This is a genomic window from Natronorubrum texcoconense, assembly GCF_900100335.1.
In the GTDB taxonomy this organism is placed as follows: Archaea; Halobacteriota; Halobacteria; order Halobacteriales; family Natrialbaceae; genus Natronorubrum; species Natronorubrum texcoconense.
Map to the genome: position 1 here is coordinate 98,874 of NZ_FNFE01000004.1, position 17,355 is coordinate 116,228.

Sequence of the window (17,355 nt, forward strand, 5' to 3'; positions counted from 1 at the left end):
GTGTGTCGACGATCGTGTTTCAGAACGACTGTTGCATCCGGGTCTGCTCGTCGGTGTCGTGGGGGCTGTCCCCGCGGTCGCTGTAGCGCGGCCGACCGACGGCGTCGCGCCGGACGCCGTTCAGGATCGCCAACTCGAGTTCGTTCCGGCTCTCGTAGGTCTCGTGACCGGAGGTCTCGAGGACCGTCTCCAGCGTATCCGACTGGTGGGGGTAACTGATCTCGACGTCGGCGAACTCCGCCAGCACCTCGTCCGTTGTCAGCGGGAACGTCGTATCGTCGAACAGCCGACTGACGGCCCGGACTTCGATCGATCTCCCCTCGTCGCCGGTGTCGTCGATGCGAGTCATCGGAGTGCCCTATCAGGATCGGTGGTAAAATCCCACAGCCTGCACTCGACTGCGCTACGCTCGATCCGAGCGAACCCGACCGCCGGAACGGCTAACAAACGTGGGCGCGTGTAGAACGACTATGCACTGGGCCGCGAACAGCAACTTCGTCGACCGCGACCGGATCCCGCAGTACGTGGTCGGCTTCGGCGCGCTGTTGACGCTCGCGCTGCTCGGTGAGGTCGCGTTCCTTTTTGTGGTCGGTTCGCCGATCGTCTTCGACGGCGGGTTTCTGGTCGGCGTCGTCACCACGATCCCGTTTCTCGCCGGGATCGTGTTCGGCGGCTACTGGCTCCGATCGTCGGATCTCTCGCCGGATCGGTATCTGCGGGTCGTCGGCTGGGGTCTCACGGGTGCCGTCGTCTTCCTCGCGATCAATCTCGCACTGATCGTCGCCCTGCCGTACGACTCGTGGCTCGTGGTCGGTCCGTGGATCCGATGGGCCGTCGTTCTCGGCGCCAGCGTCGGCTTACTGATCGGCTGTCTCGAGGGCCGGGCCATCGAGCGCGCCCTGACCGCCGAACGGGCCTCGCTTCAGGCGGCGTATCTCGAGGACCAGCGGGAGTATCTCGACTACCTCAACAGCATCCTCCGACACGAGGTGTTGAACACGTCGACGGTCATCAACGGCTACGCGTCGCTGCTCGAGGCCGAGGCCACGGGGCTGACCGAGCAACAGCGGGAGTGGGCACGGATCGTGATCGACGAGTCCGAGGAGCTGTCGACGGTGATCGACGACGTCCGTGTGCTGTTACAGGCGACCGAGGGGCCGAATCGACTCGAGCCCGTAAACGCCGCCCGCGTACTGGAGGCGGAACTCAGCAAACTCGACCGGCGGTTCGAGTCGGTCGACGTCGCGACTTCGATACCGGATACCGCGTTCGTCCGGGCCGACGACCTGCTCGCTCGTATCTTCGCGAACCTCCTCTCGAACGCCGTTGAACACAACGATGCAGAGACACCGGCCGTGGCGGTCACTGTCGACACGATGTCCGAAACCGTCCGCATCGAAATTGCGGACAACGGTCCTGGCATCCCTGACTCGGAACAGGAGACGCTGTTCGAGCGCGTCGAAAGCCGCGGCAGTACGCACGGACTGGGGCTCTATCTGGTCTCCCAGCTGGCGACCCGCTACGGCGGGTCGGTCGAGTTGACCGAGACGGGTCACGACGGGAGCGTGTTCACGGTCGAGCTTCCGGCCCTGTCGGACGATCAGGCCGAAGTGGCGCTCGAGCGCCAGACGGATCGATCGCTCGTGATGGAGTGAGTGAGGCGTGTCGGACTGTCCGGCCGTCTCTGGATGACTCGAGCCTCTGTGCCGATTTCGTCTCCGTATCGACCGTGTCCGTCGTCCTCGCTTTTGCGATGTTGACCGTTCTCGCTTCTCACGACAGCTCCATCTCCCGCCGTCGTCGGGTGAGATAGTAGCCCGCGACGAGGGGCTGCAGCGGCGGGACGAACAGGCTGAGAAACGCGACACCGAGGTAGAATCCCGGGTTCGGTCGCCACGAGTCCCCGTCGGTACAGACGTAGGCCGCGTCCTGATGGATCGCGATCGGGAATGCGCCGAACGCGATCGTCCCCGCGAGAGCGATCGCGGCCGCGAGCAGCCCCGGAATCGTCAGGATGATCGCGATCGTCGCGGCGACGATCCCGAACAGCGTCGTCGCGAGCGAGACCGCCACGACGAGCCACCAACCCGACCAGCCCGACCGCGTGCCGAACCGTCTGTGCCGACGTGCGAGATAAACGACACCCGCGAGCGGTGCCGAGACGAGCGCGAAGGCAGCGTTGAGCCACGGGTTCGGGTGCCAGTTTCCGCTGGCCTGCGGCAGCCGTCTGATCCGCCGCGCGTCGAAGAAGATCGCCACGAGGAGCCCGAGCGTCAGGAACGTGTAGCCGAAGGCACTGACGAGGAACAACGCGAACTGCAGGCCGGGAACGCCGGGTTCGGCGTCCTGCAGGACGCCGACGATTCCGACCCCGATCACCGGCGGGAACAGGTACAGCAGCCGCTCGATGAACCGCGCCCAGTCGATCTCGTCGACGTGCGTTCTCATCTCGAGAGCGATCCGCTACTGACGGGTGCGTCGCCGATCGTCACGCCGGTGTGCGTGGCCGATAGCCGTGACGGGACTGTACCCCGTGATCTCTGTCACTGTCCGTCGACGTACCGTCGAGCCGACCGGCTCACAGCGCGTGCTTGTACGCCTCGAGGGTCTCCTCGACGTCGGCTTCGGTATGCCCGTAGCTGACGAACTGGCACTCGAACTGGTTCTGGGAGAGGAAGACGTTCTGTGCCTTCATCTTCCCCCAGAAGACCCGGCGCCAGCGTTCGGTTTCGGCGTTCTTGACGTCGGCTGCGTTCTTCGGACAGTAGTCGTAACGCGGGCAGGTGGGGTTCTGCCGACAGCCCGCGCCGCACTGTTCCTCGAGCGAGTCCCTCCCTGGCCCGTCGCGCGTGAAGATCACCTTGAACATACTCGCGGTGCCAGTCACCGTATAGCTCGGGGCCTGGTCGGCGAGGATCTCGGTCAGTCCGCTGCGGAGTTGCTCGCCGAGGCCGTCGACGTGTTCGTACACGTCGTTCTCGGCGGCGAACTGCAGGGTCTCGAGGCCGGCGGCCATCGTCACCGGGTGGCCGGAGAAGGTGCCGGCCTGGAAGACGTCGCCCGACGGAGCGAAGTGCTCGATGATCTCGGCGCGGCCGCCGATGGCGCCGACGGGGAAGCCGCCGCCGATGATCTTGCCGAACGTCGTCAGATCGGGCGTGACGCCGAACTCGCTCTGGGCACAGCCCAGGCCGCCGACGCGGAAGCCCGTAATCACTTCGTCGAAGATCAGCAGGGAGCCGTGCTCGTCGGTGATCTCGCGGAGGAACTCGTGGTAGCCCTCTTCGGGGTAGACGATGCCGTAGTTGCCGAGGATGGGTTCCGTGAGGACGGCCGCGATGTCCTCGCCGTGCTCGTCGAACACCTCGCGGATCGCCTCCTCGTCGTTGAACGGCACCGGGAGGGTGTGTTCGGCGAACGACTGCGGGATGCCCGCCGAAGAGGGCCGAGGGTTCTCGGCGTCGCCTTCGACCAGCGTCGACTCCTGGGCGCCGTGGTAGCCGCCCTGCATGACGACGATCTTGTTTCGGCCGGTGTAGCCGCGAGCGAGTCGCACGGCCGATGTGGTCGCTTCGGTCCCCGAATTCACGAATCGGATCTTCTCGACGCTCGGGACGTGTCGAACGACGAACTCCGCGAGGTCGACTTCGACCTCCGTCGGCGTCCCGTACATCGGCCCCTCACTAGCCTTCTGCTGAATGCTCGCCTGCACGGGATCGGGGAGGTCGTGGCCCAGCAGGAGCGGTCCGAGCCCCATCACCCAGTCGATGTATCGGTTGCCGTCGGCGTCGATGACGTGTCCACCGTCGCCTTTCTGGACGAAGAACGGATAGGGTTCGATCGCCGCTCGAACCGCCGAGTTCACCCCGCCGGGCATGACCGATAGGGCCCGGTCGTACAGGTCGCGTGAGTTGTCGTCGTTCATATCCGAGCCTTGGCCACGGGACGGGAAAGTAGTACCGAGGTTCGGTCGCCGGCCGATCGTCCGCGCCGCGGACCGCGAGTCGGGCACTCCTCGCAGCCGCCCGCTTCGCGTCGATCACTACGATTAAGACCCCCGTTCTCCGAGTTATCGGATATTGTTACATGCGTCATCGAACAGCGATTACGTTTCTGCTCGTCGGTGCGATCTGGGGGACCTCCTTCCCCGCCGTTCGCGCCGGGGTCGAGGTCGTCCCACCCGTCCTGTTCGCCGCCCTTCGATTCGACGCGACGGCGCTGTTGATCCTCGGCTACGCCGCCGCTCGAGGCTATCGCATTCGCCCTCGTGGCGGAGAGTGGGCGGGAATCCTCGCCGGCGGGACGCTGTTGATCGCGCTCCACCACGCGCTGTTGTTCGCCGGTCAGCAACACGTCACGAGCGCCGTCGCCGCCGTCGTCGTCGCGACGGTCCCGATTCTGACTGCGGGGCTCTCGCGGCTGTTGCTTTCGAGCACGGCGCTCGGCGTGGTCGGGACGGTCGGTCTCGGACTCGGATTTGCGGGGACGGCGATCGTTGCCAACCCTGATTTGTCGGCCCTCTACACGGCGGAGTCGCTCGGCGTCGCGCTCGTGTTCGCCGCTGCCGTCGCGTTCGCACTCGGCGCGGTGCTCACTCAGCGGACCCGGACCGACCTCCCGGTTGCGTCCCTGCAGGGGTGGATGATGCTCGTCGGTGCGCCGATCCTTCACGCCGTGAGCCTCTCGCTCGGAGAGCCACAGTCCGTCGAGTGGACGCCCGCCGCCGTGCTGGCGCTCCTCTACCTCGTCCCCGTCGCCGGGGGCGTTGGATATCTGCTGTACTTCGACCTGCTCGATCGGATCGGGTCGGTCGAACTCAACCTCGTCAGCTACCTGCTGCCGGTCTTCGCCGCGCTCGTCGGCTGGCTCGCGCTGAACGAGGCGCTCGAGCCGACAACCGTCGCCGGCTTTGCCGTCGTCGCGGTCGGATTCGCACTGATCAAGCGCCGCGCGCTGGTGGGACTCGCCGGGCGTCGATCGCGTCGCTCGAGCGGAGAGACGTAGCGGCGACGTCGTCGACCAGGCTGGTCGGTCCGAGAGTCGGCCAGCGGCGATGTGAGCGTTCGATGACGCACGAAAGAGACGTGGTAGCCTCGAGACCTCCTCTTAGACGGCGTCCGGTCCGGTGTTTCCGGTTCGGACTTGGTAGGCGTCGTCGACCGGGAGGACGAAGATCTTCCCGTCGCCGGGTTCGCCGGTGTTCGCAGCCTCGCCGATCGCTTCGACGACCGCCTCGGCGGGGATGTCGGCGACGACGCACTCGATCTTGACTTTCTGGTGGAGATCGACGGTGTACTCCTCGCCGCGCCACTGTCCTTTCTTCGCGGGCTGAGAGCCGCGTCCGGAGACGTTCGTGACCGTCAGCGACGGGGCCCCGACTTCGGCGAGCGCCTCCTTGGCCGCGCCGAGGCGGTCGGGACGGATGATCGCGGTGATCATCTTGAGCTCGCCGTCGTTCGGTTCGCTCACCTCGAGACACCTCCGTTCGCCGTCACGCTGTCGCACACTGCAGGGCCGCTGTTCGTCCGACGCCGTTGCGTGGCTCGAGTTGTCTGTAGAGTCACATCTAGAGCGGAGGGTCCATTCCCACGTAAGGGTTAGCGTCGGCGGTCGGCTGCGACCGCCAGGGACTCGACGGTCGACATCACTACCGGAGTTCCGGAGACTCGAAAGAAGTCGACCGCAAAGAAAACGTACGGCAGATCCAGTGTGAGGTGACACAATCGAATTCACAGCGGAACACACTGGTGTCGATCGCCGAGTATGCCGTCGGCGATCGGTGACGCTCGGTTCGGAGCGAGCGTCGAGTGCCAGCGCATCGGTGTTACGGGTCGCACGAGCACGAGTGCGCTCGCGGAAACGCGTGCTGGCTCACGTCTCTGACGACCGCGTACTCCTCTTCAGACGGCGTCCTGTCCGGTGTTTCCGGTTCGGACCTGGTAGGCGTCGTCGACGGGCATCACGAAGATTTTGCCGTCGCCAGGCTCGCCGGTGTTGGCGGCCTCACCGATGGCCTCGACGACCTCTTCGGCGGGGATATCGGCGACGACGCACTCGATTTTGACTTTCTGGTGGAGATCGACGGTGTACTCCTCGCCGCGCCACTGCCCCTTCTTTGCGGGCTGGGAGCCACGGCCGGAGACGTTGGTGACCGTCAGCGACGGGGCGCCGGTCTCGGCGAGTGCCTTCTTGACCGCGCCGAGTTTGTCGGGACGAATGATCGCGGTAATCATCTTGAGTTCGCCGTCGTTGGGTTCACCGCCGTCCGTGCGGATGATCTTGTCTTTGCCACCATCCGTGCGAACGACCGTGTTTTCGCCACCGTCAGTTGCGACGTCAGGCCCACCGAATTCGGGGTAGGTGTCGACGCCGTGTTCGGCGAGGTCGAGTCCGTCGCGTTCGTGGTCGGGCGTGACTCGTGCCTGACCGATTGCCTTGAACGCGCCCCAGACGGCTGCGGTCGCCACGACCGTCCAGATCGTGATGACCGCGACGCCGAGGATCTGGGGAGCGAACGCGCTCGCTTCGATCGAGAGAATGCCGCCGGAGACGACGCCGCCACCGATGGCGGAGCCCTCGAGCGACCAGAGCGGGTAGATGATCAGGCCGAGCATCCCCGCGGTCCCGTGGACCGGGAAGACCGCACAGACGTCGTCGATCTTGAGCTTCTCGTCGACGAACTTGAACACGATCGGGAGCTGTGCGCCGGCGAGGAAGCCGATCGCGATCGCACCCATCGGGGTGATGAGGTCCGTCGGACCGGTGACGCCGACGAGTCCGGCGAGCATGCCGTTCGCGACGTACAGGGTGTCGACTTTCCCGTTCATGAGCAGCGAGACGGACGACGCACCGAGTGCGCCCAGCCCCATCCCGAGGGCGGTGACCATCGCGATGCTTCCGACGTAGTCGAAGTCAGCCAGTTCGAACGTCTCGGGGTTGATGACCGTCGCGGCCGTGCCGACGTTGAAGCCGAACCAGCCGAAACAGAGGATCAGGGTCCCCAGTACGGCGAACGTCATCGAGTGACCGGGGATGATGTTGACGCTGCCGTCGTCGTTGTACTTGTCCATGCGAGCGCCGAGGATCCAGGCCGCGGTCAGGCCGGCGACACCGCCGACGCCGTGGACGACCATGCCGCCCGCGAAGTCGGAGAAGCCGAGGTCGGCGAGGATCGGCGGGTCACCGCCGTACCAGACCATCCCCGCGACGACGGGGTAGATGACCGCGGCGAGCAGGAAGGTGTACGTAACGTATGCGCGGAGTTTCGCGCGGCCCGCAACGGCACCGGACACGATCGTCGCGGCGGTCATCGCGAACACCGCGCTGAACAGCCACATTACCCAATCGAACGATCCCTGCCCGAACATCGTCCAGTCGCTGGACTCGCCGCCGCCCAGCGCCGCACCGACGTTGTTCGAGAGTCCCATCCCGATGATGAAGAAGACGAAGATGCCGACCGCCCAGGTCAGCATGTTCTTCGTCAGCTGGTTCGCGACGTTCTTCGAGCGGACCTGCCCCGCCTCGAGCATCGCGAACCCTGCGTGCATGAAGAAGATTAGGAACGTCACCGTCAACGCCCACATCAGGTTCATCCCCGTCGCGATCGACTCGAGATCGGCCGTCTCCTGAAGCGGCACTGCCTCGATCATGCTTGGGCCCCCATCGATTCCGCCTTACCACCTGACTTTTGTAGACGTATGTCCACGTACGAGCTGTTCTGCCTCATGGTTGTCTTCTGAATCACGTCTGGTGCGGATGGACTAGCTGCATATAATGGTTAGCGTTGATATTCGGCTACTTATCTGGGTGTAATAGGGACAAGCAAACAGATCTAAAGGTGGTTTAATGTGTATAAGGCAATACGATTTGGCGGTTTTTCCGAACCGTGGTTATATATTCGATCTTTGTACACTGTGAAAAACTCGAGGTCGCTGTCAGGTTCGCAGTCTCGACGTACTATCGGTCCCAGCGGGGGGTATACCACTCACGCGCGGCAGATGTTGCCACGCACGTGGCTGGATTTCGACGGGTTGGACATTCGTCAGAATGCTGGCTAAGACGAGCGATGATGGCCTCGACGACTGGCGTCTCTCGGCCCACGTTTCCGACACCTCGTCTCACGAATGGGTTCGATTCGGTCTCTCGAGGACGGCACGTCGCCTTCGAGTAATCGGTAGTCGACCGACAGTCGCTACCGGTTCCTGGACAGCCCCTCGGCGACGTCTTCCGCGAAGTACGTCAGAATCAGATCCGCGCCGGCCCGTTTGATCGACAGCAGCGACTCGAGCGCGACTTCCTCGAGATCCAGCCACCCCTTCTCGGCGGCGGCGTGGAGCATGGCGTACTCGCCGGAGACGTTGTAGGCGGCGACGGGGTGGTCGAACTCCCGGCGGATGTTCGAGACGATGTCCAGATACGGTAGCGCGGGTTTGACCATCAGGACGTCCGCACCCTGTTCGGCGTCGAGGCGAACCTCGCGCATGGCCTCGCGCGCGTTCGCGGGATCCATCTGATAGTGTCGGCGGTTGCCGAAAGAGGGCGCGCCGTCGGCGGCGTCCCGGAACGGGCCGTAGAACGCGCTCTCGTACTTCGCGGCGTAGCTCATGATCGGCACGTGCTCGTACCCCTCGCGATCCAGTCCCTCGCGGATGGCGGCGACCATGCCGTCCATCATCCCGCTGGGGGCGATCATGTCCGCCCCCGCCGCCGCGTGGGAGACGGCGATCCGGTCGAGCGACTCGAGCGTCGCGTCGTTGTCGACCGTCAGCGTGGCGCCGTGGCCGTGTGCGCAGCGTTCGCCGTGGCCCTCGCTGCGGAGTTCCTCCTCGAGCGGGCCGCAGTGGCCGTGGTCCGTGTACTCGCAGAGACAGACGTCGGTGATGACGTACGCGTCGGTTTCGGCGGTGATCTGCCGCGTCGCCTCCTGAATCACGCCGTCCTCGGCCCAGGCACGGGTTCCCTCGGCGTCTTTCGACTCGGGAATCCCGAAGAGCATGACGGCTTCGACGCCGGTCTCGAGCACCTCCTCGACGCGGGCGACGCTCTGCTCGATCGGGACGCGCTCGTGGCCGGGCATCGACTCGATGGGGAGTCGCTCGTCGGTCGTCGCGTCGACGAAGATCGGGGCGATGAGGTCGGAGGGATCGAGGCTCGTCTCGCTGACGAGCCCGCGAACCCGGTCCTGGCGAAGCCGCCGAGGACGGCGTGTGAGATCCATACGCCAGTATTCGTCGGTGGCTGCAAAAGCGATGCGCTCGACGGCGGAGACGAATCGGCGGGTCGGCGGCGACCCGTCGAAACGCGGTGTGAACGCCTACGGATCGGCCAACTCACACGACTGAATCGACGTCTTCGAACGCGTCCCGAACCGGTTCGGTCGCGCTCGGTGTCTCGTCGCCAGCCGCCGACACCGCCAGTGCGGTTCTCACTCTGGCCTTCCAGGCGGGGAGGTCGCCGCCCCTGATCGCGCCCGCCTCGAGCAGCGTCTTCGCGCCGCCGGAACCGCCGTACAGTCCGGCGGTCGCCCCGGCGTAACAGCGCGAGGTGAGCACGACGGGCACGCCGCGGTCGATCGCCCGCTCGAGCGCCGCGCCGAGTTCGCCGGTCGCGTTTCCGAGCCCGGTTCCCGCGACGACGATCGCATCGACGCCCGCGTCCGACTCGAGTGCGCGTTCGATCTGTCGGCCGTCGACGCCCATCGCGTTCGTCACGAGTTCGACGCGAACCTCGGGATCGACGCGCGCGCCCGGCATGGGTGCCGAGTAGCGGCCCGGTTCCCGCAGGAATCGAACCCCGTTCGGCGTGCGTTCCGCGATCGGGCCTGCGCTGGGCGAGTCGAACGTCTCGAGTGTACTCGTGTGTCCCTTGACGACCCATCGAGCGGCGTGGACGCTGTCGTTGAACGCGAGGTAGCTACCACCCGTCTCCCGAAACCGGTCGTGTGCCGAGGCTCGGACGGCCGTCAACAGATTCGTCGGTCCGTCCGTGCCCAACTGGTCGAACGGTCGCTGTGCGCCCGTAAAGACGACCGGAATTTCGGCGTCGACGGCCACGTCGGCGTAGTAGGCGGACTCGGCCATCGTGTCGGTACCGTGGGTGACGACGACGCCGACGGCGCCCTCGCTCGCGGCGCGTTCGACCGCGTCGACGATCTCCCCCGCGTTCTCGAACGTCATCTGGAATCCCGAAACCTGACAGATGTCGTCGACGTCGATCTCGGCGTGGTCGGCGATCTCCGGGACGGCGTCGACCAGGTCGTCGCCGGATACCGAGGGTGTCTTTCCGACGTCGTCCTCGCTCGAGGTACTCGCGATCGTTCCGCCGGTGCTGACGATTCGGACGTGAGGCTGCATACCCGTTCGTAAACGCGAGAGCGGAAGTGTCTGTCCGGTTCGGCCGACCGATCGACGTGACCGTCGCGCGTGACGGGACGATAAGGGGCTCCGAAATCTCGAGGCAGCCGCTGCCGGACGCAGTACCTCAGCGACCGTGATCGGTGACGAGTAGCCGATCGGACGCTTCGCCGACCGCTTCGGTTGGGGAGTTCGCCTTCGGCGTTCCTACCGGGTTGCTCGTGCCGGTGTTCGTCGCACTCGTCGCGAACCGCGCGCTCTCGCTCGGCTACTGACTCACGGTTAGCCCCTCGAGGACGGGACAGGTTCGGACTGTTGTTACAGTCGGAGCACGTTACCACCCACTTCACACGAACTCGCAATCTGCTTATACGATCCGGCGGAGTAACTCGGGCGATGACAGCACAGTCACGGCGGAAGGGCGCGGCGCGATGTGAACACTGTGGTAGGGCGTTAGCGGTCTGGCTCGGTTCGGACGAGGTTCGACCGATCGGGAGCGCCGACGGCTGTCCCTGTGGCAGTACCTCGTTCACCGTTTTCGACTGATCTCTCGGCGGACACGGCGGGAGAAAGCCGCGCCTTTTCGTGAGTCATCGTCCTATCTCGACCGTGTCCAACGCCGAGGAAGCGGTCAAGACGCTCACCGAACTCGGATTGACGCAGTACGAAGCCCGCTGTTTCGTGGCGCTCACCCGTCTCTCGACGGGGACCGCGAAGGAAATCAGTCAGGTCGCGGACGTTCCTCGCTCGCGCGTGTACGACACGATCGAACGGCTCGAGAAGAAGGGGCTGGTCGACGTCCAGCAGACCGAGCCCCGCGAGTACAAGGCCGTCTCGGTCGAGACGGCGTGTCGGCGCATCCGCGAGGATTACGACTCCCGGATCAACGCGGCCGAGAACGCGCTCGGCCAACTCGAGGAGCCGGAGTCTCGCGACGACGAGGGGATGTGGGCGATCTCGCAGAAAGAACACGTCAGCGAGCGGGTCGTCACGTTTCTCGAGGACGCCGAGGAGTCGGTCCACTATCTCCTCCCGGCGACCGAGGTGGCCGATCAGTCGATTCTCGACAGCTTGCAGGCCGCCGCCGATCGCGGTGTGTCCGTCTACGTCGAAGTTCCGACCGAAGACGATCACGAGGCGTTCACCGAGCGGATTCCGGGTGCGGACGTTGTCGTGGCCGAAGACCTGCAGTCGACGAACGAGGTGTACTCGGAGTGGCCCGGACAGCTTCTCATGGTCGACCAGCGGGCCATCGTCGCCAGCGGAGTCACGGAGAGCGATCTCCCCGACGTGGTCCACGAGATGGCCGTCTGGACCTACGGCCGCGATCACGGCCTGGCCGTCTGGATGCGAGAACTGCTCGACGACCGGATCGTGGGACGCGACGGGAGCCGGATGCCGGAGGACTAACGCGGATACGTCCGGCGAGCGGACGGCTGTGCGTTCGTCGAAACGCGTTCGTCAGCGTGTGCTTCCCAGCACTGAGCGCCCGACATCGATGCGGCCCGCCCTTCTCAGTGCTCGGCAGGTGTATACTTTTAAGTGTCAGCCGCCCGTTTCAGTCTGCTAGCAATGGCCATAGACCCACAGTTTACCGAGAATCGCGAGAAAGTCGACGAACACAACGGGCACGCCGTCTGGGGTCCCGTCGACGAACCGGAGGAACTCGGCATCCACGGCACCCACGTTGCCGTCGATTTCGACCTCTGTATCGCCGACGGTGCCTGTCTCGAGGACTGTCCCGTCGACGTCTTCGAGTGGGTCGACACCCCGGGCCACCCCGAGAGCGAGGAGAAGGCCGATCCCGCGAAGGAGGCCCAGTGCATCGATTGTATGCTCTGTGTAGACGTCTGTCCGGTCGACGCGATCGACGTAGACGCCGGTCGAACGGCCTGAATCGACCGCGTCGTCCGGTTCGGCGGAGTACTGCGAACCGTCCGTAAGAGGAGTGTGAGCTATTCGGCTCGATCGACGTCGACTTTCTCCTTCAACGTCTCCAGCCCGTCGGCTTCCGCGAGCTCTTGGAGGCGCTCGCGGAAGTGGTCCTCGCAGAGACCGACCTTGAGGCCTTCGGACTCGGCGGCGAAGGCGGCCTCGCGGTCACAGTAGTGGCAGTTCATACTCGCGCCTTGGCACCACGATGCATTGAACCCTCCGCTATCGGCCAAGATTGTGTCGTCGTTACGACAACGCTAACCGCTCGTATTCGTGCCGCGAGAGACCGTCGATCCCGAGTTCGCGGTCGTGTGCGTCGGTTCCGCCGGTCACCAGCAGATCGTTGCGCTCGATCGCCTGCTCGACGAGACTGCGATCGATGTCGGCGTGTCCGTAGGGGTAGTGTAACTCGACGGCCTCGAGGTCGGGATCGGCCGTCAGCGCGAGCGCGGCGTCGGGATCACGATAGCGCAGCGGATGAGCCAGCGAGACGAGCCGACACGACGCGGTGAGCGCCGCCAACCCCTGCTCGAAGGTGGGCACGTCACGCGGCACGAAACAGGGGTCGCCGTAGCCGATGAGCCGATCGAACGCGTCCTCGTAGCCGTACTCGACGTCGGGATGGTTGGCGATCGCCCGCGCGACGTGCGGTCGGCCGAACCCGTCGTCGACTGTGACGCCGAGATCGACGCCGAGTCGCGTCTCGACGCAGTCGACGATCGCCTGCCCCCGTTCGACCCGATTCGCTTGGATTCGGTCGACCACTCCCTCGAGATCGCCGGTCGACTCGACGCCGTACCCCAGCAGGTCGACGCGCTCGCCGTGGGGCGTCTCGACGCGGAGTTCGATCCCGCTGACGAGGGTCACACCCTCGCGCTCGACCACGGGCTCGTCGAACGGCTGCACCCGATCGTGGTCCGTTACCGCGACGACGTCAACGCCCGCTCGGTTGGCGGCGGCCGGTACCTCCTCGAGTTCGAGGCTCCCGTCCGAGCGCGTCGTGTGGACGTGTAAATCGGCGTACGGCATATCACTCGAGTCGAGGGCCGGGGCTCGTAAAGTCGTTTCTTCCGCCGGTCTCCGAGAGACGGTAACACACGATCTATAATGAACATCTAGGACCTCTAGGTCTACGGTGGGGCTAGAGAACGTATATGGACAATGTTTATAATTATCGTTCACAGTAGTTAGCGTGTAATGCTGCTCAATGGCACCGGCGACGTCATCGACGACCACGAGTATCCCGCCACGACCGAGGAGATGATCGATCAGTACGGCGATCGAACCCTCGAACTTCCAAACGGGTCCGAGACGGTCGCGGATGTACTCGCCCGCCTCGAGTCCGAGACCTTCGAGTCCCCGGAGGAGGCCCGATTCGCCGTCTACAGCGCCGTGAGCGACAAGGCCGTCGGCCGCGTCGGCTACAGCGACCGCGATCCGACCCCGGTCGGCAGCCCGTACGCGCCCGACGCCGTTTCGTTCTAACCGTTCGACGATTTTTTGCGCCGGCTTCTCGCTCTCGCCGCTCGCTCAGTTCCAACTCCCTGCGACGATCTCAAACTGGAGAGCCCTACCGCCCTCGTACGATAGGGTTGCGTTTCGCGTGCGACTGCCCGACCGAGAGCCGGCGAATTGCACAGCGCTTTGCACGGTCTCGTCCGCTTCGTGAACGCGTCGGAGAGCTTCGACGGTTCGGACGCGCGTTTCAGAGCACGAGCTCCTTGTTCGCGTCGTCGATCTCCTCCCAAGAGACCGTCTCCTCCTCGACGATTCGCTCGGGGTCGAGCGCCGAGTCGCCGAGGACGGTCAGCGCGGCGCCGACCGGAGGTCGGAGTTCGGGACCCTCCCCCTCCGCGTCGTCCGGTGGTCCCGCGTCGTCGTCGGGCTCCGCGTCGTCCTCGCCAGGCTCTGTTCCGTCGCCGTTCGACCCGTTCCCGTGGCCGTCGCCGTGTTGGTGAGGCCCGTTCCCGTGTTCGTGCGGGCCGTCCCCGTGGTCGTCGCCGTGTTGGTGAGGCCCGTTCCCGTGGTCGTGCGGGCCGTCCTCGTGGCCGTCGCCGTGTTGGTGAGGCCCGTTTTCGTCGGCCATCTCTCCGTCATCGCCGTTCGGTTCGGCCATCGCTTCGGGTTCGGGAACCGGTTCCGCACCGGGGCCCGTCGCCTCGCCCGCGACGATCCGCATCACGTGGCCGAAGATCTCGTGCGGACCGCAGTGCATGTCGTACACGCCCGGCTGCTCGAACGTGTAGAGCCAGTAAGCGTTCACCGGCAACACCGGCGAGGAAAACGGCGGGACGTCGTCCGGAACCCGCGGCAGTTGTCCCTGTGCGGGATGGTACGCCGTCACGGTGTGGTGCGGCGTGACGAGTCTGAACTGGACGGTGTCGCCCGGCTCGACGTACAGCCCCGTCGGCTCGAAGAAGAACTCCGGAATCTCGTGATCCTCGCGGGGTCGGATCATCGCGTCGACGACGTGATCCGGTTCGACCGGCGGATCGACGTTCATGGCGAGCGCCGCGAAGCCGAAAACGGGGTGGATTCCGTCATCGGACTGGTCCGGGGGAACCGCCTCGTGCTCCGGTGTGGAACCGGCAGCGACCGCGTTCGGTCCCAGCGTCAGTGCGGCGCCCGCACCCAGTATCTGCAACAGCCGTCGCCGATCGATCCCCGGCGTAATCGATGCTAAACCAGCGTCTCTGGAGTCGTATTCACCCTTCATGGGGAGTATTACTTCGCCGGGTATGGAGATAAACGTGCTACTCGGTACCACGTGACTATCAGTGAAGGAGATAGCTGCAGCCGTCCCGACCGTCGGCCCCCGCCGAACGGGGCACCTACCCGCCGCTCAGAACTCGTCGATGACCGGAATGCCGACCGTCTCGTAGTCGGTCATCGCCGCGAGTTTGTCGCTGACGTCCTCGAGTCCGATCGTCTCCGAGACGACCTTCTCGGGCTCGAGTTTGCCCGTCGAGACCATCCGGAAGATCTCGTCGTAGCGCGTCGGCGGCATGCCCAGCGAGCCGATGAACTCGATCTCCTGCATCGTCATCGCGTCGGTTGGCAGGTGGACCATCCCCTGTTCTTCTTGGGTCGTGAGTCCGACCTGGATGTGCTGGCCGTGGGCGTCGAGGCTGAGCACTGAGTTCTGACAGGTCGTCGCGATGCCGAGGGCGTCCATCGAGACGTTCGCGCCGCCGTCCGTGATCGCCTGCACTTCCCCGGGTACGTCCTCGACGTCGGCGGCGTTGACGCCTTCGACGGCGCCGAGTTCGCGGGCTTTCTCGAGTTTGTCGTCCGTCAGGTCGACCGCGATGACGTTCGCGCCGAGCGCGTCGGCGATGTGGACCGCCGAGAGGCCGACGCCGCCACAGCCGTGGACGGCGACCCAGTCGCCCGCACCCACGTCGGCGCGGTGGGCCAGCGCGTGGAACGAGGTCATGAACCGGCAGCCGAGTCCGGCCATGTCGACCGACGAGACGCCGTCCGGCAGCTGGACCAGATTGTGGTCGGCGACCGGAACGTGGAGTTCTTCGGCGAAGGCTCCCTGCACTTGTTCGACGAACCCCAGCGGCATCACGTTCTCACAGATGTTGGAGTGTCCGCGCTGACAGCGTCGACAGCTTCCGTCGCCGAGGTTGAACGGAACGGCGACGTGATCGCCTTCGCTGACGCTCTCGACCTCGTCGCCGACGGCGACGACCCGACCGGCCGGTTCGTGGCCGAGAATCTGTCCGATCGGCGTCTCGAGATCGAGCCACTCCCAGTCGCCCTGCCAGCCGTGCCAGTCGCTCCGACAGACGCCGCAGGCTTCGACTTCGACGACTGCCCCTTCGGGATCCGGATCCGGTGCGTCGACGTCTTCGATCGAGAGCGGTTCGCCGTGTTCCTCGAGTACTGCGGCTCGCATACTATGTTGGTTGATACCGCACACCAAATACGTGTCTCTACACTCACAGATCGATGAGACTCGTACTCGAGAGAATGCGTCGAGAGCGGTACCGTCCCTCGCGTCAGTTCAGCAGGTCGATCGCGTTCTCGAGGTCCAGCGGGACCGATCCCTTCTGGTAGCCTTCGACGTGGCCGTTCGGGCGGGCGCGATAGACGACGGCGGGGCGGTGTCGGACGTCGGGTTGCTCGCCGCGGACGGCGTTCCAGGCGTCGTCGCGAAAACTCGAGCAGTCGACGAAGAGGACGGCGCCGCCGCCGTGTTCGGCGAGTTGGCCGTTGGTCTTGGTCTCGGCGGTGTCGCGAACGGCGGCGACGGGACCCGACGCCGCCCGGTTCGCCGGCGGTTGCGGTCGGGTCACTTCGACGAGGACGTTGGTCGTTTCGTCTTCGGCCCGGAAATCCAGCGAGTGCCCGGTCGTGACCTCGATTTCGGGGACGACGTCGTAGCCGGCATCGCTGAGGATCTTCGCGGCGATGAACTCGCCCATCGAGGCGCTCATGCGGACGCGGTCGACGTGATCGCTGGTCCCCAACTTGCCGGACATGACGTGTCGGTACTCGTCGAGGACACCGGTCTTGAAGAAGTCCTCGAAGAAACGCGTCGTCTCGCGTCGTCCGGCGTCGGGGAAGCCGGCGGCGTGCTCGCGGAAGAAGGCTCGCGTCGACTCGCGGCCGTCTTTCGACATGAAGACCGGCAGGAAGTACCACGAGAGATGCGGGTAGTCGGCGAGCCACGGGTCCTCCTCGTGGAGCGTCGTGAGCAGTTCGCGCTGGGTCCACCGGGAGACGTGGTAGGGAACTTCCCGCCAGCCGAACTTGTCAGTTCGCCACAGCGAGGAGGGCGTTTCGGTGTTCCCCATCCAGTAGGCTTCGTCGTCGTTTCGCGCGAAGAGTGCGATGTCGCCGTTTTGCATCTCGAAGCGATGCGTCTCCCAGTCGGCGCCGATCTCGAATCGCGGCGGGACTGCACGCGCTCCGATGTTCGATCGAAGCGGCTGCAGAATCTTCTGTCGGACGTTCTGTTCGCTCCACGCCGAGGGCGAATACCGAAAGCGAAGCGGCCGTGCCACACCCTCATTTCGGTGTGGGAGTCCATACGTGTTACGTGTCTGCGCGGAACTCG

General features: G+C 65.2%; 17 protein-coding genes and 1 pseudogene. 6 read left to right on the forward strand and 12 right to left on the reverse strand.

What is annotated here, in order from left to right; all coding sequences use genetic code 11:
- Positions 1 to 19: 19 nt before the first annotated feature.
- Positions 20 to 349: a DUF5789 family protein gene (locus tag BLT08_RS13245; RefSeq protein ID WP_090308073.1), complete on the reverse strand. Its 330-nt coding sequence runs from the start codon at positions 347 to 349 to the stop codon at positions 20 to 22.
- 121 nt (positions 350 to 470) lie between these two features.
- Between BLT08_RS13245 and BLT08_RS13250 the strand changes: the two genes are divergently transcribed.
- Positions 471 to 1,655, forward strand: coding sequence for an ATP-binding protein (locus tag BLT08_RS13250; RefSeq protein ID WP_090308076.1), 1,185 nt, complete (start codon positions 471 to 473; stop codon positions 1,653 to 1,655).
- Between the two features lie 118 nt (positions 1,656 to 1,773).
- Here the strand turns inward: BLT08_RS13250 and BLT08_RS13255 are convergent, their stop codons facing one another.
- Together BLT08_RS13255 and hemL are read right to left on the reverse strand one after the other, a co-directional pair.
- Positions 1,774 to 2,448: a hypothetical protein gene (locus BLT08_RS13255; RefSeq protein ID WP_090308079.1), complete on the reverse strand. Its 675-nt coding sequence runs from the start codon at positions 2,446 to 2,448 to the stop codon at positions 1,774 to 1,776.
- A gap of 130 nt (positions 2,449 to 2,578) precedes the next feature.
- Entirely contained in the window at positions 2,579 to 3,925 is a 1,347-nt protein-coding gene (hemL, locus tag BLT08_RS13260) for a glutamate-1-semialdehyde 2,1-aminomutase (RefSeq protein WP_090308082.1), read from the reverse strand.
- Positions 3,926 to 4,086: 161 nt separating this feature from the next.
- On the opposite strand from hemL, the gene BLT08_RS13265 reads away from it, so the two are divergent.
- Positions 4,087 to 5,004 (forward strand): DMT family transporter, encoded by a 918-nt coding sequence (locus BLT08_RS13265; protein ID WP_090308087.1) that lies wholly within the window; start codon positions 4,087 to 4,089, stop codon positions 5,002 to 5,004.
- A 102-nt stretch (positions 5,005 to 5,106) separates the two neighbouring features.
- Here the strand turns inward: BLT08_RS13265 and BLT08_RS13270 are convergent.
- From BLT08_RS13270 to BLT08_RS13285, 4 genes and pseudogenes are all read right to left on the reverse strand, one after another.
- Positions 5,107 to 5,463: pseudogene (locus tag BLT08_RS13270) on the reverse strand (P-II family nitrogen regulator); the annotation flags it as partial.
- A gap of 437 nt (positions 5,464 to 5,900) precedes the next feature.
- Positions 5,901 to 7,649, reverse strand: coding sequence for an ammonium transporter (locus BLT08_RS13275; protein ID WP_090308090.1), 1,749 nt, complete (start codon positions 7,647 to 7,649; stop codon positions 5,901 to 5,903).
- A 542-nt stretch (positions 7,650 to 8,191) separates the two neighbouring features.
- On the reverse strand, positions 8,192 to 9,217 hold the full coding sequence (hemB, locus tag BLT08_RS13280; RefSeq protein ID WP_090308093.1) for a porphobilinogen synthase: 1,026 nt from the start codon (positions 9,215 to 9,217) through the stop codon (positions 8,192 to 8,194).
- A gap of 112 nt (positions 9,218 to 9,329) precedes the next feature.
- Complete coding sequence (locus BLT08_RS13285) at positions 9,330 to 10,352, reverse strand: asparaginase (RefSeq protein WP_090308096.1); 1,023 nt, start codon at positions 10,350 to 10,352, stop codon at positions 9,330 to 9,332.
- A 143-nt stretch (positions 10,353 to 10,495) separates the two neighbouring features.
- On the opposite strand from BLT08_RS13285, the gene BLT08_RS23625 reads away from it, so the two are divergent.
- The 3 genes from BLT08_RS23625 (at position 10,496) to BLT08_RS13295 (ending at position 12,248) form a co-directional block, all read left to right on the forward strand.
- A complete protein-coding gene (locus BLT08_RS23625) occupies positions 10,496 to 10,627 on the forward strand; it encodes a hypothetical protein (RefSeq protein ID WP_281245269.1) in 132 nt (43 codons plus the stop codon).
- A 334-nt stretch (positions 10,628 to 10,961) separates the two neighbouring features.
- The gene (locus BLT08_RS13290; protein ID WP_090308099.1) at positions 10,962 to 11,762 is read left to right on the forward strand and encodes a TrmB family transcriptional regulator; all 801 of its coding nucleotides are present in this window, start codon (positions 10,962 to 10,964) and stop codon (positions 11,760 to 11,762) included.
- A gap of 162 nt (positions 11,763 to 11,924) precedes the next feature.
- The gene (locus BLT08_RS13295; protein WP_090308104.1) at positions 11,925 to 12,248 is read left to right on the forward strand and encodes a 4Fe-4S dicluster domain-containing protein; all 324 of its coding nucleotides are present in this window, start codon (positions 11,925 to 11,927) and stop codon (positions 12,246 to 12,248) included.
- A 59-nt stretch (positions 12,249 to 12,307) separates the two neighbouring features.
- Here BLT08_RS13295 and BLT08_RS23045 read toward each other — a convergent pair whose 3' ends face one another.
- The gene (locus BLT08_RS23045) at positions 12,308 to 12,472 is read right to left on the reverse strand and encodes a DUF6757 family protein (protein ID WP_006092578.1); all 165 of its coding nucleotides are present in this window, start codon (positions 12,470 to 12,472) and stop codon (positions 12,308 to 12,310) included.
- Positions 12,473 to 12,533: 61 nt separating this feature from the next.
- Complete coding sequence (locus BLT08_RS13300) at positions 12,534 to 13,316, reverse strand: PHP domain-containing protein (RefSeq protein WP_090308107.1); 783 nt, start codon at positions 13,314 to 13,316, stop codon at positions 12,534 to 12,536.
- A gap of 168 nt (positions 13,317 to 13,484) precedes the next feature.
- Between BLT08_RS13300 and BLT08_RS13305 the strand changes: the two genes are divergently transcribed.
- Positions 13,485 to 13,772 (forward strand): DUF5789 family protein, encoded by a 288-nt coding sequence (locus tag BLT08_RS13305; RefSeq protein WP_090308111.1) that lies wholly within the window; start codon positions 13,485 to 13,487, stop codon positions 13,770 to 13,772.
- A gap of 220 nt (positions 13,773 to 13,992) precedes the next feature.
- Here the strand turns inward: BLT08_RS13305 and BLT08_RS13310 are convergent, their stop codons facing one another.
- From BLT08_RS13310 to BLT08_RS13320, 3 genes are all read right to left on the reverse strand, one after another.
- Positions 13,993 to 15,003 (reverse strand): hypothetical protein, encoded by a 1,011-nt coding sequence (locus BLT08_RS13310; RefSeq protein ID WP_090308115.1) that lies wholly within the window; start codon positions 15,001 to 15,003, stop codon positions 13,993 to 13,995.
- Positions 15,004 to 15,129: 126 nt separating this feature from the next.
- Positions 15,130 to 16,191, reverse strand: coding sequence for a zinc-dependent alcohol dehydrogenase family protein (locus BLT08_RS13315; RefSeq protein WP_090308117.1), 1,062 nt, complete (start codon positions 16,189 to 16,191; stop codon positions 15,130 to 15,132).
- Positions 16,192 to 16,294: 103 nt separating this feature from the next.
- Positions 16,295 to 17,302 (reverse strand): DUF5784 family protein, encoded by a 1,008-nt coding sequence (locus BLT08_RS13320; RefSeq protein WP_090308120.1) that lies wholly within the window; start codon positions 17,300 to 17,302, stop codon positions 16,295 to 16,297.
- Between the last annotated feature and the right edge of the window lie 53 nt (positions 17,303 to 17,355).